General features: G+C 61.5%; 9 protein-coding genes, 2 tRNA genes and 3 rRNA genes. 11 read left to right on the top strand and 3 right to left on the bottom strand.

The window, feature by feature from the left end; genetic code table 11:
* Positions 1-93 precede the first annotated feature (93 nt).
* From CupriaWKF_RS14995 to CupriaWKF_RS14970, 6 genes are all read left to right on the top strand, one after another.
* Positions 94-1,625 (top strand): 16S ribosomal RNA (locus CupriaWKF_RS14995).
* A 64-nt stretch (positions 1,626-1,689) separates the two neighbouring features.
* Positions 1,690-1,766, top strand: a tRNA-Ile gene (locus CupriaWKF_RS14990).
* 10 nt (positions 1,767-1,776) lie between these two features.
* Positions 1,777-1,852, top strand: a tRNA-Ala gene (locus CupriaWKF_RS14985).
* 291 nt (positions 1,853-2,143) lie between these two features.
* A 23S ribosomal RNA gene (locus tag CupriaWKF_RS14980) occupies positions 2,144-5,024 on the top strand.
* Positions 5,025-5,153: 129 nt separating this feature from the next.
* Positions 5,154-5,267 (top strand): 5S ribosomal RNA (gene rrf, locus CupriaWKF_RS14975).
* The 16S, 23S and 5S rRNA genes sit together here with 2 tRNA genes alongside, the layout of an rRNA operon.
* Positions 5,268-5,548: 281 nt before the next feature.
* Positions 5,549-6,466 carry a DUF3047 domain-containing protein gene (locus CupriaWKF_RS14970; RefSeq protein ID WP_276100822.1) on the top strand — a complete coding sequence of 306 codons (918 nt, stop codon included), beginning with the start codon at positions 5,549-5,551 and terminating at the stop codon, positions 6,464-6,466.
* Positions 6,467-6,470: 4 nt separating this feature from the next.
* Here the strand turns inward: CupriaWKF_RS14970 and CupriaWKF_RS14965 are convergent, their stop codons facing one another.
* Positions 6,471-7,499, bottom strand: a complete 1,029-nt coding sequence (locus CupriaWKF_RS14965) for a DUF2891 domain-containing protein (RefSeq protein WP_276098628.1) — start codon at positions 7,497-7,499, stop codon at positions 6,471-6,473.
* Positions 7,500-7,514: 15 nt separating this feature from the next.
* The gene (locus CupriaWKF_RS14960; protein WP_276098627.1) at positions 7,515-8,708 is read right to left on the bottom strand and encodes a M20 aminoacylase family protein; all 1,194 of its coding nucleotides are present in this window, start codon (positions 8,706-8,708) and stop codon (positions 7,515-7,517) included.
* Positions 8,709-9,027: 319 nt separating this feature from the next.
* Between CupriaWKF_RS14960 and CupriaWKF_RS14955 the strand changes: the two genes are divergently transcribed.
* From CupriaWKF_RS14955 to CupriaWKF_RS14935, 5 genes are all read left to right on the top strand, one after another.
* Entirely contained in the window at positions 9,028-10,614 is a 1,587-nt protein-coding gene (locus CupriaWKF_RS14955) for an ABC transporter substrate-binding protein (protein ID WP_276098626.1), read from the top strand.
* Between the two features lie 126 nt (positions 10,615-10,740).
* On the top strand, positions 10,741-11,718 hold the full coding sequence (locus CupriaWKF_RS14950; protein WP_276098625.1) for an ABC transporter permease: 978 nt from the start codon (positions 10,741-10,743) through the stop codon (positions 11,716-11,718).
* A 3-nt stretch (positions 11,719-11,721) separates the two neighbouring features.
* Positions 11,722-12,636, top strand: a complete 915-nt coding sequence (locus CupriaWKF_RS14945; protein WP_276098624.1) for an ABC transporter permease — start codon at positions 11,722-11,724, stop codon at positions 12,634-12,636.
* 12 nt (positions 12,637-12,648) lie between these two features.
* Positions 12,649-13,647, top strand: coding sequence for an ABC transporter ATP-binding protein (locus tag CupriaWKF_RS14940; RefSeq protein ID WP_276098623.1), 999 nt, complete (start codon positions 12,649-12,651; stop codon positions 13,645-13,647).
* A complete protein-coding gene (locus tag CupriaWKF_RS14935) occupies positions 13,644-14,702 on the top strand; it encodes an ABC transporter ATP-binding protein (RefSeq protein ID WP_276098622.1) in 1,059 nt (352 codons plus the stop codon). Before CupriaWKF_RS14940 ends, CupriaWKF_RS14935 begins: the two co-directional genes overlap by 4 nt.
* Positions 14,703-14,742: 40 nt before the next feature.
* Here CupriaWKF_RS14935 and CupriaWKF_RS14930 read toward each other — a convergent pair whose 3' ends face one another.
* Positions 14,743-15,921, bottom strand: coding sequence for an ABC transporter substrate-binding protein (locus tag CupriaWKF_RS14930; RefSeq protein ID WP_276098621.1), 1,179 nt, complete (start codon positions 15,919-15,921; stop codon positions 14,743-14,745).
* Between the last annotated feature and the right edge of the window lie 251 nt (positions 15,922-16,172).

Genomic DNA, 16,172 nt, shown 5'->3' with positions numbered 1-16,172 from the left:
GGATTTTCGGATCTGGTCAGTCAGTTTTCTGAGAGTGAGCGACCGCTCGAAAGAGCGAGGACCGTAGGGAAACCGAAGGTCCACACAGAGATTGAACTGAAGAGTTTGATCCTGGCTCAGATTGAACGCTGGCGGCATGCCTTACACATGCAAGTCGAACGGCAGCGCGGGCTTCGGCCTGGCGGCGAGTGGCGAACGGGTGAGTAATACATCGGAACGTGCCCTGTCGTGGGGGATAACTAGTCGAAAGATTAGCTAATACCGCATACGACCTGAGGGTGAAAGCGGGGGACCGTAAGGCCTCGCGCGATAGGAGCGGCCGATGTCTGATTAGCTAGTTGGTGGGGTAAAGGCCCACCAAGGCGACGATCAGTAGCTGGTCTGAGAGGACGATCAGCCACACTGGGACTGAGACACGGCCCAGACTCCTACGGGAGGCAGCAGTGGGGAATTTTGGACAATGGGGGCAACCCTGATCCAGCAATGCCGCGTGTGTGAAGAAGGCCTTCGGGTTGTAAAGCACTTTTGTCCGGAAAGAAATCCTCTGGGTTAATACCTCGGGGGGATGACGGTACCGGAAGAATAAGCACCGGCTAACTACGTGCCAGCAGCCGCGGTAATACGTAGGGTGCGAGCGTTAATCGGAATTACTGGGCGTAAAGCGTGCGCAGGCGGTTTGATAAGACAGGCGTGAAATCCCCGGGCTTAACCTGGGAATGGCGCTTGTGACTGTCAGGCTAGAGTGCGTCAGAGGGGGGTAGAATTCCACGTGTAGCAGTGAAATGCGTAGAGATGTGGAGGAATACCGATGGCGAAGGCAGCCCCCTGGGACGTGACTGACGCTCATGCACGAAAGCGTGGGGAGCAAACAGGATTAGATACCCTGGTAGTCCACGCCCTAAACGATGTCAACTAGTTGTTGGGGATTCATTTCTTCAGTAACGTAGCTAACGCGTGAAGTTGACCGCCTGGGGAGTACGGTCGCAAGATTAAAACTCAAAGGAATTGACGGGGACCCGCACAAGCGGTGGATGATGTGGATTAATTCGATGCAACGCGAAAAACCTTACCTACCCTTGACATGCCACTAACGAAGCAGAGATGCATTAGGTGCCCGAAAGGGAAAGTGGACACAGGTGCTGCATGGCTGTCGTCAGCTCGTGTCGTGAGATGTTGGGTTAAGTCCCGCAACGAGCGCAACCCTTGTCTCTAGTTGCTACGCAAGAGCACTCTAGAGAGACTGCCGGTGACAAACCGGAGGAAGGTGGGGATGACGTCAAGTCCTCATGGCCCTTATGGGTAGGGCTTCACACGTCATACAATGGTGCGTACAGAGGGTTGCCAACCCGCGAGGGGGAGCTAATCCCAGAAAACGCATCGTAGTCCGGATCGTAGTCTGCAACTCGACTACGTGAAGCTGGAATCGCTAGTAATCGCGGATCAGCATGCCGCGGTGAATACGTTCCCGGGTCTTGTACACACCGCCCGTCACACCATGGGAGTGGGTTTTGCCAGAAGTAGTTAGCCTAACCGCAAGGAGGGCGATTACCACGGCAGGGTTCATGACTGGGGTGAAGTCGTAACAAGGTAGCCGTATCGGAAGGTGCGGCTGGATCACCTCCTTTCCAGAGGCGCGCGTTCTGCGTGTCCAGTGTCCACACTTATCGGTTTGTTTGCTGTTACAGCCAAGGGTCTGTAGCTCAGGTGGTTAGAGCACCGTCTTGATAAGGCGGGGGTCGTAGGTTCAAGTCCTACCAGACCCACCAAGTTATCCGAGGGGGATTAGCTCAGCTGGGAGAGCACCTGCTTTGCAAGCAGGGGGTCGTCGGTTCGATCCCGTCATCCTCCACCATCACTCTGCCGAGTGAGCACGGATACCCTGGATTTGGTGGTCAAAGGAAAGCATTCACTGAGTGCTTCCCTTTGGCATTGCCAAGCGATCGCAAGATCGGCTGTTCTTTAACAATATGGGATGTAGTAAAGGTGTCGCGCGAGCGTTGATGAGACGCTGCAGTACCAACGCGATACCGGGTTGTGATTGTATCAACCAAAGTATTTAAGTGATCGAAAGATGACTTGGAATACGGCACAAATGCGAGAACTCACCTGTAGCGAAGGTCTCACTGAGACACACTCGTTATAGGGTCAAGCGAACAAGTGCATGTGGTGGATGCCTTGGCGATCACAGGCGATGAAGGACGCGGTAGCCTGCGAAAAGCTTCGGGGAGCTGGCAAACGAGCTTTGATCCGGAGATGTCCGAATGGGGAAACCCGGCCCGTATGGGTCATCGCTGGCTGAATACATAGGTCAGCGAAGCGAACGCGGCGAACTGAAACATCTAAGTAGCTGCAGGAACAGAAATCAACCGAGATTCCCAAAGTAGTGGCGAACGAAATGGGAAGAGCCTTGTACTCTTTAGCAGTGTTGTTAGCAGAACGGGATGGAAAGCCCGGCCATAGCAGGTGATAGCCCTGTATGCGAAAACAGCGTTGTGGAACTAGGTGTGCGACAAGTAGGGCGGGACACGTGAAATCCTGTCTGAAGATGGGGGGACCATCCTCCAAGGCTAAATACTCGTGATCGACCGATAGTGAACCAGTACCGTGAGGGAAAGGCGAAAAGAACCCCGGGAGGGGAGTGAAATAGATCCTGAAACCGCATGCATACAAACAGTCGGAGCCTGGAAACGGGTGACGGCGTACCTTTTGTATAATGGGTCAGCGACTTACATTCAGTGGCGAGCTTAACCGATTAGGGCAGGCGTAGCGAAAGCGAGTCCGAACAGGGCGTCCAGTCGCTGGGTGTAGACCCGAAACCAGATGATCTATCCATGGCCAGGTTGAAGGTGCGGTAACACGTACTGGAGGACCGAACCCACTAACGTTGAAAAGTTAGGGGATGAGCTGTGGATAGGGGTGAAAGGCTAAACAAATCTGGAAATAGCTGGTTCTCTCCGAAAACTATTTAGGTAGTGCCTCGTGTGTCACCTTCGGGGGTAGAGCACTGTCATGGTTGGGGGGTCTATTGCTGATTACCCCGCCATAGCAAACTCCGAATACCGAAGAGTGCAATCACGGGAGACAGACATCGGGTGCTAACGTCCGGTGTCAAGAGGGAAACAACCCAGACCGCCAGCTAAGGTCCCCAAGATTGGCTAAGTGGGAAACGAAGTGGGAAGGCTAAAACAGTCAGGAGGTTGGCTTAGAAGCAGCCACCCTTTAAAGAAAGCGTAATAGCTCACTGATCGAGTCGTCCTGCGCGGAAGATGTAACGGGGCTAAGCCAGTCACCGAAGCTGCGGACGCACAGCAATGTGCGTGGTAGGAGAGCGTTCCGTAAGCCTGTGAAGGTGTCTTGTAAAGGATGCTGGAGGTATCGGAAGTGCGAATGCTGACATGAGTAGCGATAAAGGGGGTGAAAGGCCCCCTCGCCGTAAGCCCAAGGTTTCCTACGCAACGTTCATCGGCGTAGGGTGAGTCGGCCCCTAAGGCGAGGCAGAGATGCGTAGCTGATGGGAAGCAGGTTAATATTCCTGCACCGTCGTATGATGCGATGGGGGGACGGATCGCGGAAGGTTGTCCGGGTGTTGGAAGTCCCGGTCCCTGTAGTGGAGAAGGCGCTTAGGCAAATCCGGGCGCGCAATTCAAGGCTATGGGGCGAGCGGCTTTATGCTGCGAAGCAATTGGAAGTGGTTCCAAGAAAAGCCTCTAAGCTTCAGTCATACGAGACCGTACCGCAAACCGACACAGGTGGGCGAGATGAGTATTCTAAGGCGCTTGAGAGAACTCGGGAGAAGGAACTCGGCAAATTGGTACCGTAACTTCGGGATAAGGTACGCCCTGGTAGCTTGACTGGCCTGCGCCAGAAGGGTGAAGGGGTTGCAATAAAATGGTGGCTGCGACTGTTTAATAAAAACACAGCACTCTGCAAACACGAAAGTGGACGTATAGGGTGTGACGCCTGCCCGGTGCCGGAAGATTAAATGATGGGGTGCAAGCTCTTGATTGAAGTCCCGGTAAACGGCGGCCGTAACTATAACGGTCCTAAGGTAGCGAAATTCCTTGTCGGGTAAGTTCCGACCTGCACGAATGGCGTAACGATGGCCACACTGTCTCCTCCCGAGACTCAGCGAAGTTGAAGTGTTTGTGATGATGCAATCTCCCCGCGGCTAGACGGAAAGACCCCATGAACCTTTACTGTAGCTTTGCATTGGACTTTGAACCGATCTGTGTAGGATAGGTGGGAGGCTTTGAAGCGTGGACGCTAGTTCACGTGGAGCCGTCCTTGAAATACCACCCTGGTTTGTTTGAGGTTCTAACCTTGGCCCGTGAATCCGGGTCGGGGACAGTGCATGGTAGGCAGTTTGACTGGGGCGGTCTCCTCCCAAAGTGTAACGGAGGAGTTCGAAGGTACGCTTGGTACGGTCGGACATCGTACCTAAAGTGCAATGGCAAAAGCGTGCTTAACTGCGAGACCGACAAGTCGAGCAGGTGCGAAAGCAGGACATAGTGATCCGGTGGTTCTGAATGGAAGGGCCATCGCTCAACGGATAAAAGGTACTCTGGGGATAACAGGCTGATACCGCCCAAGAGTTCATATCGACGGCGGTGTTTGGCACCTCGATGTCGGCTCATCTCATCCTGGGGCTGTAGCCGGTCCCAAGGGTATGGCTGTTCGCCATTTAAAGAGGTACGTGAGCTGGGTTTAAAACGTCGTGAGACAGTTTGGTCCCTATCTGCCGTGGGCGTTGGAATCTTGACGGGGGCTGCTCCTAGTACGAGAGGACCGGAGTGGACGTACCGCTGGTGTACCTGTTGTCTCGCCAGAGGCATCGCAGGGTAGCTATGTACGGAAGAGATAACCGCTGAAAGCATCTAAGCGGGAAACTCGCCTGAAGATGAGGATTCCCTGGCGGCTTGACCGCCTTGAAGGGTCGTTCGAGACCAGGACGTTGATAGGCTGGGTGTGGAAGCGCAGTAATGCGTTAAGCTAACCAGTACTAATTGCCCGTAAGGCTTGATCCTATAACCAGTGTGTTTTAGCCTGGTGAGTGGAAAATCGCCTTGTGCCGATACAGCACAACCCGAAGACTACAAAGACTACATCCCGAATTGGTGACGCTGACCCACCTGTCAGCGCCACAACCCCTTATGCCTGGTGACCATAGCGAGTTGGAACCACCCCTTCCCATCCCGAACAGGTCCGTGAAACGACTCCGCGCCGATGATAGTGCGGATTACCCGTGTGAAAGTAGGTCATCGCCAGGCTCTTACAATGCAAAACCCCTCGACAGCGTGTGCTGCGAGGGGTTTTGTCTTTCTGGAGACCGCAGCGCGGACCCATGCATAGATCCCTGCGGGCTGTTGTTTGCCGGTGATTCGGGTACCGGAGTATTCCGCGCGTGCACCGCTTCTGATAATTTCCATCCAAGTCCCGGACTGACCGGGATGAAGCAGTCTGCCGCGCGCAATACGCGGCAAGCAGTATGCAATACCAAAGCCCGCTGCGAAGCAGCCGGACGGGCGGATTTACGGAAGCAGGGGGGCAGATGGCGGCCAGGACGTATCGGCTTGTATTGACTGGCGTGGCGGTCGCGCTGACGTTGGCGGGATGCGCATCGACGCAAGTCAGTCCGCCCGCGGATCCCGCATCGATGGCGGCCGTGTCGGCCATCGACTGCAAGGTCTTCGCGGCGCGCGTCGCGCCGGATGCGAACAGCGCCGCCGATGCACCGATGTCCGATCCGATGGCCGCTGCCAACCAGCAAGCCGTCGAGGCCGAAGCCGGCGACGATGGCGATGCCGTACCGCCGCCGCCCCTGGCAAACCTTCCACGTTTTTCCTCTGCGTCCCTGCGCAGTCCGCTGCCGGTAGGCTGGCAGCCATGGACAATCAACCGGAACAAGACCCCGACTCGTTATACGCTGGCCGAAGTGGAGCAGCGCGTCGTTGTCCACGCCCAGGCTGACAGTTCAGCCTCCGGTCTCTACGTGCCTTTGCGCGATCGCGATGCGGGCATGCTGCGCTGGACGTGGAAGACCAATGGCGTCATCCGCAATGCGGACAACGGCCAAGGCCAGCGCGAAGACTCACCGCTGCGCCTCTTTGTCGCATTCGATGGTGACAAGGGCAGCCTGTCGTTGAAGGACCAGCTCATGTACGAAATGGCGCGGCTGACGACGGGGCGCGAGATGCCCTACGCGACGCTGATGTACATCTGGGGTGGCAAGCGTCCGGAAGGCACGGTCCTATCGAATCCGCATACGGATCGTGTCCGCATGATCGTGGTGGATAGCGGCGCGAAGCACGCCAATGAATGGCGTTGCCACGAACGCGACCTGCGCGCCGATTATCGCAAGGCCTTCGGCACGGATCCCGGCCGGGTCATCGCCGTCGGCATCATGACCGATACTGACAACACCCGCAGCAAGGCGGAGTCCTGGTACGGCGACATCGCGCTGGACTAGTTCGTCACGGGCCGCCGACCGGCTCACTGAGCGCCAGCACCGCGAAGGACGCAAGCCAGTGCGTCGCGACATAGCTGCCATGCATGGCCTGCGGCAGCGAGGCTTCGATATGGTCTGACCAGGCCTGGATTGCCAGCGGGCGCAAGTCCTCGGGCAATGCCGGCTCCAGCAGGCGCCAGCACCACGCACGTGACAGATTGAGGCCATCGAGGTGGGTCATCTTGGGGTCGCTGCGGTCCGCGACAGCCACAGGCGTCAGCCAGTTCGCCAGTTCCGTGCGCGAGGGGGCGAATAGCTCCCACCATTCCGCAAAAGCACATCCGTCCATGACGGCATGCATCAGGACGGCCTCCGTCAGTCCTCCTGACAGGAATTCGTCGCCGCCCGGCTCATAGCGGGCCGGGTAGTGCTGGTCATGGCCAAACCAGCGATGCGCGCGCCGGACAATGGCTCGGCGCAGTGCGTGATGCTGGTCTGCGCGCGCGTAGGAAAGCGCCATGATCAGCGCGAACGCGCTGTTGAAGTGCGTGCCGGTGCGGACCGGGAAATCGGCCACATCGAGATAGTCGACGAGTTGCCGGGCCAGGTGCCGTGCCAGCGGCGCGCAGGCCTCGGCCCATTGCGCGGCCTGTGCATCGTTCGCGCCAGCGGACTGGAGTTCGGCCTGCAGGCGCAGCAGCCACGCCCAGCCGTACGGCCGCTCAAACGTGCGCGAGCCCGGCTGAAGGAAGTACGCCAGCTCCGCTTCGATGGCCTCGGGACGGAACTGCCCATCAAGCGTGGCCCTGATCCGCGATCCATCCTCAAGGTCGGGCCAGAGGGACAGCAGGCGGACCAGCAGCCAGTGCATGTGCACGCTGGAGTGCCAGTCATAGCTGCCGCAGAACACCGGGTGCAGGACCGCTGGATCGAGCCGGTCGTCCGGCCCGGTCAACATGTGCTCCAGCTTGTACGGATAGCGGCGCCCGATGTTGTCGAGCGCGACCCGGGCAAAGCCATTTGCGTGAGTTCGATCCAGTGCGATGCGCCCCATGGCCATTTTGCTCGCTCAGGCCGGGGCCAGCCACGCTTCCACGAGCCTGACAAGGAACGTCGACCCGACTGGCAGCAGTTCATCGTTGAAGTCATAGCTCGGGTTGTGCAGCATGCATGGCCCCATGCCGTGCCCGGACTCGCGGTGCGCGCCGTCGCCGTTGCCGATAAACAGGTAGCAGCCCGGCTTCTCCTGCAGCATGAACGAGAAATCTTCCGCGCCCATCGTCGGCTCGACATCGGCATCGACCATGTCCGCGCCCACCAGCGCCGTCGCAATGCCGGCGGCAAACTCCGCCTCCGCCACGCTGTTTATCGTCGGCGGGTAATTGCGATGGAATTCGAAATCGACCGTGCAGTCGAAGGCAGCAGCCACCGCGCGCGCCACTTCCTCCATGCGCCGTTCGATAAGGTCCAGCACCGGCAGCGTAAAAGTGCGCACGGTACCGCCGATCCAGGCCTGGTCCGGCACGATATTGGTCGCATCGCCGGCATGGAACTGGGTGACCGAGATCACGGCCGTATCGATGGGCCGCTTGTTGCGCGTGATGATCCCCTGCAGGGCCGATACGATCTGCGCAGCGGTGAACACCGGGTCGTTGCCGTTGTTCGGCATGGCCGCATGCGCGCCCTTGCCGCGCACGACAATGCGGAACTCGTTGCTCGACGCCATTAGCGGACCCGCGCGCGTGCCGAACGCGCCGACCGGCATGCCTGGCCAGTTGTGCATGCCGAAGACGGCATCACACGGAAAGCGCTCGAACAGGCCGTCCTTGATCATCTCGCGCGCGCCGCCGCCGCCTTCCTCGGCCGGCTGGAAGATCAGGTTGACGGTGCCATCGAAGTTGCGGTGCTCGGCCAGATAGCGCGCCGCGCCGAGCAGCATGGCCGTGTGGCCGTCGTGGCCGCAGGCATGCATGCGGCCGTCATGCTGCGACCGATGGCCGAAGGTGTTGGCTTCCTGCAGGGGCAGCGCATCCATGTCGGCGCGCAGGCCGATGCTGCGCTTGCCATTGCCCTGGCGGATCACGCCGACGAGGCCGGTCGTTCCCAGTCTCCGGTGGACCTCGATGCCCCAGGATTCCAGGGTGCGCGCCACCACGTCGGACGTGCGTTGTTCCTGGAAGCACAACTCGGGATGCGCATGGATGTCGCGTCGGATCGTACGGATTTCGGCTTGCGCCTGCAGGATTTCGGGAATGAGCTTCATGATGCAGCAGAGGGTGCGGCCGGCGGTTGGAACCCCGATCATACGATGCCCGCCCGGAAAGCGCCAAAACGGGCCGCTTTGCGCCCGATTGGGGCGACATGGAACATGGTGCGATGGCGCACTGCAATACATGTGGGTGGGTTTCCCCCAATGCCCGGTTTGATCGGTTGCTGGAACAGTTCGTGCTTGAAGTGCCCGGCCGGCAATACCGTCGCCACAGCGTGCAAGACCGCACCAGGATGCAGCGCCGCCTTCGGGTCCGTTGCGCGCGCATTGCCGATCCTAACGTTGCTCCACCTGTCCCTGGGAGAAATGCGCGATGTCCCTTCGCACATTCAAGAAGGCATTTGATGCTGTCGCGGTAGCCGGGGCCATGAGCCTTGCGCTGGCCGGTGCAGCACAGGCCGCCGACCTCAAGCTGGCCATGAGTTCGCCGCCGACCTCGATGGATCCGCACTTCTACAACCTGTTCTCCAACATCAACGTGTCGGAGCACATGTTCGATTCGCTGATCAAGATGGATCCCGACAGCCGCATCATTCCCGGCCTGGCGGAGTCGTGGAAGATGGTCAACAACCTGACCTGGGAGTTCAAGATCCGCAAGGGCGTGAAGTTCCATGACGGTTCCGAGCTGACCACAGAAGACGTAGCCTGGTCGCTCGACCGTCCGGCCACGATCCAGAACAGCCCCGGCAAGTTCGACGTTTACACCAAGGCGATCATCAACAAGAAGATCATCGACAAGTACACGATCCAGCTGACCACCAACCAGCCATATCCGCTGATGCTGAACGACCTTACGTCGATTTTCATCGTGCAGAAGAAGGCGACCCAGGGGCTCGGTTCCGATGACTTTGCCCAGGGCAAGGGCATGGTCGGTACCGGCCCGTTCAAGTTCGTCAGCTACGCGCGCGATGACCGGGTCGAACTGGTGCGCAACAATGACTACTGGGGGCCGAAGCCCGCATGGGACAAGGTGACGCTGCGCTTCATCCCCAACCCGGCCACGCGCCTGGCCGCGCTGCTGTCGGGCGACGTACAGGCGATCGAGAATGTGCCGACACCTGACCTGCCGAAGGTGCGCAGCGATCCCAAGCTGTCGTTCTTCTCCAAGATTTCGCATCGCGTGATCTACCTGTACTTCGATACCAAGCGTGACAAGTCGCCATACGTCACGACGAAGGAGGGCCAGCCGATGGACAAGAACCCGCTGAAGGATGCGCGCGTGCGCAATGCCATCAGCATGGCCATCAACCGGCAGGGCATCAAGGACCGGTTGATGGAGGGTCTCTCGGAGCCGACCAACAACCTCGTGCCGCCCACGCTGTTCGGCTACAACCCGAACCTCAAGACGGTCAAGTACGACCCGGAGGGCGCCAGGAAGCTGCTTGCGGAGGCCGGCTATCCGAATGGCTTCGGCGTGACGCTGCACACGCCCAACAATCGCTACGTCAACGACGAGAAGATCGCCCAGACTATCGCGCAGAACCTCACTCGCGTCGGCATCGTGACCAAGGTGGAAGGCATGCCGATGGCCACATATTCGTCCAAGGGCATCAAGCATGAATGGTCGTTCGGCCTGCTGGGCTGGGGCGCGCAGACCGGCGAAGTGAGCTCTCCGCTGCGCGCGCTGCTCGCTTGCGAAGACAGCAAGAAGGGCTTCGGCACGACCAACTGGGGCGAATATTGCAACCCAAAGATGGATGTCGTGCTGGAAAAGGCCCTGTCGACCGTGGATGACGGCGAGCGCTCCAAGCTGCTGCAGGAGGCCACTGCCATCGCGATCCACGACGGCGGTATCATCCCGATCCACCAGCAGGTGACCACCTGGGCAACGCAGAAGGGTATCGTCTATGTACCGCGCACCGACGAACGCACCTATGCGCACAACTTCAAGCCGCAATAAGTGGCGCCAGCCGGTCGCCCGCGGGTAGTCATCGCGGCAACGTACACCATGCGGGCAGCGCCAGGGACGGACGCGGGGCTGGCCCGGCGCGGCCCGCAGCGGTGTGCGAAAGGATAGTGGTCTGACATGCTGGTCTTTATCATCCGGCGACTGATGCAGAGCGTGGTCGTGCTCTTCATCATGTCGCTGCTCGTTTTTCTCGGCGTCTTTGCCATCGGCAATCCCGTCGACATCCTGATCAATCCGCAGGCGGACCAGGAGGACATCCGGCGCACCATCGCCGCGCTCGGGCTCGACAAGCCGCTCTGGGAGCAATACCTCGTCTTCCTGCAGAATGCGTTGCACGGCAACCTGGGCACTTCGTTCGCCCACGGCACGCCTGCGCTCAAGCTGATCTTCGAGCGCATGCCCGCCACGCTGGAGCTGGCGGTGTTCGCGATCCTGCTGGCCATCGTGCTGGGCATACCGCTGGGCCTGTGGGCCGGCTTGCGTCCCAACGGCGTCGCCGGCAAGTCGATCATGACGGTGTCGATCCTCGGCTTCTCGCTGCCCACCTTCTGGGTCGGGCTGATGCTGATCATGGTGTTCGCCGTGCAGCTCGGCTGGTTGCCGTCGAACGGACGCGGCGAGACCGTGCGCGTGCTGGGTGTGCCGCTGAGCTTTCTGACTGTCGATGGCATCCGCCACCTGATCCTGCCAGCCGTGACGCTCTCGCTGCTCAATGTCGCCATGGTGATCCGCCTGACGCGCGCCGGCACGCAGGAGGCCATGCTGCAGGACTACGTGAAATTCGCGCGCGCGAAAGGCTTGTCCAATGCCCGCATCGTCGGCGTGCACGTGCTCAAGAACATCCTGATCCCGATCGTCACGGTGATCGCACTGCAGTTCGGCTCGATCATCGCGTTCGCGATCGTGACCGAATCGATCTTCGCCTGGCCCGGCATGGGCAAGCTGATCATCGATTCGATCCAGTTGCTCGACCGGCCCGTGATCGTCGCCTACCTGATGGTGATCGTGACCCTGTTCATCCTGATCAATCTGGCGGTGGACATCGTCTACAGCGTGCTCGATCCGCGCGTGCGCATTGCCGACAACAAGGGCTGAGCCATGACTGCCGCCACCGCAGACAAGCCGAAGACCGCGCGCGAGCAGACGCCGTTGCGCCGCTTCGCCGCCGAATTCCTGTCCAGCAAGATCGCCATAGCGGGGCTGATCACGCTGGTCGCCATCATCCTGGTTGCCATCTTCGCGCCGTGGCTGGCGCCGCAGAATCCGTATGACCTGGCCGCGCTCGACGTGCTCGATGCACGCCTTGCCCCTGGCGAGCAGGCCGGCAACGGCATGACGTTCCTGCTGGGCTCCGACGAGCAGGGCCGCGACATCCTGTCCGCGGTCATGTACGGGCTGCGCATCAGTATTGGCGTGGGCGTGGTCAGCACGGTCATCGCGCTGCTACTCGGCGCGACGCTAGGCCTGCTCGCGGGCTTCCTGGGCGGGCGCGCCGAGGCCTTCATCATGCGCGTGGCCGACCTGCAGCTGTCGTTCCCGCCGATCCTGCTGGCGCTGATCCTGCTGGCGTTCCTGCGCCCGGGCATCGGCAATATCGTGATCGCGCTGGTGGCGGTGCAGTGGGCCTACTATGCGCGGACCACGCGCAGCGCGGCGCTCGTCGAGCGCCGCAAGGAATACATCGATGCCGCCACCTGCCTGGGCCTGCCGCCGGGGCGCATCATGTTCCGCCACCTGCTGCCCAACTGCCTGCCGCCGCTGATCGTGATCGCGGCGCTGCAGGTGGCATCGGCCATCACGCTCGAGGCAACGCTGTCGTTCCTGGGGCTGGGCGTGCCGATCACTGAACCGTCGCTGGGCTCCCTGATCTCGAACGGCCAGCAGTACATGCTGTCGGGCAAGTACTGGATCAGCTTCTTCCCGGGCATTGCGCTCGTGGTCACCATCGTCGCCATGAATCTCGTGGCGGACCAGTTGCGCGACGTGCTGAACCCGCGCCTGCAGACGCAATAGGGAAGGGGCAACATGGCACAACCAACTTTGGTGGTCGAACACCTCAAGACGCAGTTCTTCACGCGCGGCGGCATTGCCAAGGCGGTGGACGACGTATCCTTCACGGTCGGCCGCGGCGAGATCATGGGCCTGGTCGGAGAATCCGGCTCGGGCAAGTCGATGACGGGCTATTCGATCATGGGCCTGATCGACCCGCCCGGCAAAGTCGTCGACGGCCGCATCGCGCTGACCAGCCGCGACGGCGTCACGCGCGACCTGCGCGCGCTCACGCCGGCCCAGCAGCGCGACGTGCGCGGCAACCGCATCGCCATGATCTTCCAAGACCCGATGATGACGCTGAACCCGGTCCTGCGCATCGACACGCAGATGATCGAGGCGGTGACGGCGCACGACAAGGTCACCAAGGCCGCAGCGCGCGAGCGGGCACGCAACGCGCTTGCGCGCGTGGGCATTCCGTCGCCGGATGAGCGCCTGCTGGCCTATCCGCACCAGTTCTCGGGCGGCATGCGCCAGCGCGTGGCGATCGCGATCGCGCTGCTGAACAAGCCCGACCTGATCATTGCCGACGAGCCCACCACGGCGCTGGACGTGACCATCCAGGGCCAGATCCTTTATGAGATGCAGACGCTGTGCCGTGAGTCGGGCACGGCGCTGATCTGGATCACGCACGATCTGTCGGTGGTGGCGGGCCTCGCCGATTCGGTTTGCGTGATGTACGCGGGCAGGATCGTCGAGTCCGGTGACGTGCGCCAGGTGCTTGAGCGCCCCGGGCATCCCTATACGCACGGGCTGATCGGCTCGGCACCCTCGCGCAACCCGCGCGGTGCGCCGCTGAAGCAGATCCCGGGCATGACGCCGTCGCTGCTGAACCTGCCTGGCGGCTGCGCTTTCCGCGAACGCTGCCCCTATGCCACCGAGGTGTGCAAGACCGAGCCACCGCTGGAGACGGCGTCCGACGGACGGCGGCTGCGGTGCTTCCATCCGGTGATGGCCCGGCAGGAGGCGGCATGAGCGAAACGGAACTGGATACCCCTGCCATGACGGACGGACCTTCGCAGACGGTGACGCCGTCCGCGCCGCTGCTGGAGCTGCGTGGCGTCTCCAAGCGCTTCGTCAAATCGCTGGATACCGCGGCGCGCATCGCCAACCTGTTCGGCGCTCACGCGCGCGAAGAGGTGGTGCACGCGGTCGATGGCGTTGACCTGAGCATCCGCCAGGGCGAGGTGGTGGGGCTCGTGGGCGAGTCCGGATGCGGCAAGTCCACGCTCGGCCGCATGGCGGTGGGCCTGCACTCCCTGACCGAAGGCGAGCGCCTGTGGCATGGCACCGACCTCGATCATTTGCCTCCGGCGAAGCGTCGCGAGAAGCAGCTCGCGATCCAGATGATTTTCCAGGATCCGTATGCGTCGCTCAATCCGCGGTTGCGCGTGATCGATATCGTGGGCGAGGCACCGGTCGTGCACGGCATGGTCGCGCGCGGCGAGCAGAAGGCCTATGTGGAAGACATGCTCGTGCGGGTGGGGATGGACCCGACTGTGCTGCGCCGCTTTCCGCACCAGTTCTCGGGCGGCCAGCGCGCGCGCATCGGCATTGCGCGCGCGCTGGCGGTGAAGCCGGAATTCCTGGTGTGCGATGAGTCGGTGGCGGCGCTCGATGTCTCGATCCAGGCCCAGGTGCTGAACCTGTTCATGCGCCTGCGCCAGGACCTGAACCTGACCTACCTCTTCATCAGCCACGACCTTGGGGTGGTGAAGCACATCAGCGACCGCGTGGTGATCATGTACCTGGGCCGGGTGGTGGAGTCGGCGCCGACCGAGGAGGTCTTCGCCGCGCCCAACCATCCGTACACGCAGGCGCTGCTGGCCGAGGCGCCCAAGCTCGAAGTCGGCAAGAAGACCTATGTGGCGATCCGCGGCGAAATTCCGTCGCCGCTGAATCCGCCCACGGGTTGCCATTTCCATCCGCGCTGCCCGCATGCGATGCCGCGTTGCAAGGCGGAGCAGCCGCTGCTGAAGGAGATCGCGCCGGGCAGGCTTTCGGCGTGTCACCTGAACGATATGGGGTAGACGACACGAGGGTAGAGCGCGCGATCCCTCCATTGTCCGTTCAGCGAATCACCTGTCCCTTCGAGTTGATGATCGTCATCTCGACAAACTTCGATCCCACGTGGTTTTCGGGGGTGAAGTTGACGATGAAGCCGCCCAGATCGACATTGCGCATGCCTTCCAGCGCCGCCACCAGCCGTTCGCGCGTCAGGTCCTTGCCCGCGCGGCGCAGGCCTTCCGTAAAGGCCTTGGCGGCGACGAAGCCCTCGATGCCGACGTAATCGAAGTCGTCCGGCTTGCCGGCGGCCTGCAGCAGCCGCAGGTATTCGCGCACCACCGGCAGCGTGGCGTTGCCCGGGTGCGGCATGACCTGCGAGATGATCACGCCGCTGCCCAGCGGGCCCAGTTCGCGCGCCAGCGCCTGCGTGCCGACATAGGACACGTTGTAGAACTGGCCGCTGTAGCCACGGCGCAGCGCTTCCTTCACGAAGGCGCCGGCGGTGCGGTAGGCGCTGACCAGCACCACGGCGTCGGGCTTCGCCTTCATGGTGCCCTGCATGGCGTCGCCGATCTCGACGGTATTGCGCACCACGTTCTCGCGCGCCACGATCTGCACGCTCGGGTCCGGCGATGCCTGCAGCGCGCGCGCCAGCCCCTCCAGGCCGGCCTTGCCATAGGCGTCGTCGTTGTAGACCACGGCCACGCGCTTGAGCCCGGTGGTGCGGATCTGGCGCACGATGGCGGCCGTTTCCTCATTGAAGCCGGCACGCACATGGAAGATATTGCGGGCGCGCGGATCGCGCAGGGACTGTGCCCCGGTGTAGGGCGCGAAGAACGGCACGCCGGCCTGCGCCGCGACCGGCAGCGAGGCCTCGGCATTGTCCGTGCCGACATAGCCGAACAGCGCGAATACGCGGCCTTCGCCGACGAACTTGCGTGTATTGGCCGCCGCGGTCTCCGGCTCGTTGTAGTCCTCCAGCGTCTGCAGTTCGATGCGTCGGCCGTAAATGCCACCCTGCCGGTTGACGGACTCGAAGTACAGGCGCGCGCCGGCACCCATCTGCTTGCCAAGTGCCGCCGTCTGCCCGCTGAGGGCAGCCGACTGGCCGAGCACGATGGTGTCGGCCGTCACACCGGTTTCCGCTGCGATGGCGGCGCCCGCTGCGCCGCAAAAGCCGATGGCGCCAGCCACCAGCAGGCCGGCGAAGCGCCTGGCCTTGACCCCGTTAAGATTGGACATGAATCCCCGCAAAAATGTCAGGTTGGATACCCATGCGCCCCCGGGCCGGTCTGCGCCGGCGTCGGGGCCCCCGCCAGCTGTCAGCATGCCTGCCGCAAGCCGTTCATGGCTGCGGGGCACGGGTGGCCGGCGGGTCATTTTCCGGCCAGGACCGGAACGCGCCGCTGCATCATAATCGAATACAATCCGAGCAGAAACTGCCGCGTCCGCTGTGGTTTTCACGGTTGTGACGGGCATTCGGGCCATCCCCC

Origin of the sequence: Cupriavidus sp. WKF15 (assembly GCF_029278605.1) — a bacterium.
Lineage (GTDB): Bacteria > Pseudomonadota > Gammaproteobacteria > Burkholderiales > Burkholderiaceae > Cupriavidus.
The sequence above is the reverse complement of the archived record's forward strand: the minus strand, read 5'-3'. Positions and strand labels throughout refer to the sequence as shown.